At 60.5% G+C, this 1022-nt stretch carries 2 protein-coding genes; both read right to left on the reverse strand.

The window, feature by feature from the left end:
• Positions 1-617: CsgG/HfaB family protein (locus tag F6X40_RS41520; protein WP_187631894.1), on the reverse strand; the 617-nt coding region annotated here is incomplete at its 3' end.
• Positions 618-674: 57 nt separating this feature from the next.
• Positions 675-1022, reverse strand: a 348-nt coding sequence (locus F6X40_RS41525; RefSeq protein ID WP_187631895.1) for a ShlB/FhaC/HecB family hemolysin secretion/activation protein, incomplete at its 5' end; no start/stop codon positions are given.

Here is a 1022-nt window from a genome sequence, read left to right on the forward strand (position 1 = left end):
ATCGCCAGATCGAGCACCTTGCCGTTCAGTGTCGAGTCGTAGCCGGCGGTGCCCCCAAAGCCGATGACTTCACGGTTCGAAAGGCTGAACTCGCCCGCCCCCTGGCTCGACGCTACGACTTCCGATGTCGTCGTGTCGACGACGTTCAGGCTGACCTTTGCGTAGGCCACCTGACTCTTGCCACGACCGAGGATGCCAAATAGCTGCCGGTCGCCAACCTCCTTGCGACCGAACTCCGTTACGTCCCCGGTGATGTCGAAGCGCGCCCCCTTGATCGATTGTGCTTTTTTGAGGAAGCCTGCTTCCTGGCGGATTTCGTCGAGGTTGTCGCGATCGAGCACATTGAAGCGCCCAGTCTGCTGGAGCGCCGTGATCAGGATGGTTTTGGACTGACCACCGAGACGGTCAACGCCATCCGAGAAGATGCCGCGCATATAGCTCGACCGGTTGTCGAACTTGCCGACTGAAATGCCGATGGGTTGGCCCACTGCTGGCTTCTGCGCACTGGCGACGGGGGGCACCGGCAGCGAGCGCGACGATTCGGTTGCACATCCGCCCAGCGCCACCACAACGGCAACAGCAACGGCTCCAAGCCCATTCGTTTTCGATAACTTCATTTTGTTTTCCTCTTTGTTGAAACGCCGAAAACCCGGATAGCGTCGGCAGGGTGAATTTCAGAATTGAGCGGTCAACTGGAAACCGAGCGTCACGCGCGCAGTGGGAAAATCTGACGGCTTGTAGATCGGCGTCCCGGCGAACAGGTCATAGGCGAGCGCGCCAGCCTTTGCTGATGCACTACCGCGCACACCGAGCACCGCACCTGCCAGCTGTGTACCGGCGAGATATGCGGCGTTCGGTCCGAACACGTGCCCGTAGTCGATGCCTGCGTAAAGTGACTGCCCCGTCGATCCAACCGGTAGCTGCAACTCGTTGCGCCAGAAGAAACCGCGTTCGGCCGCGAGCATCGTTTCGCCGTCGAAGCCGCGCACCGTGTAGCGGCTGCCGATGGTCAGGTCATCGAT

This window comes from Paraburkholderia sp. UCT31, from assembly GCF_014397655.1.
Taxonomy (GTDB): domain Bacteria; phylum Pseudomonadota; class Gammaproteobacteria; order Burkholderiales; family Burkholderiaceae; genus Paraburkholderia; species Paraburkholderia tuberum.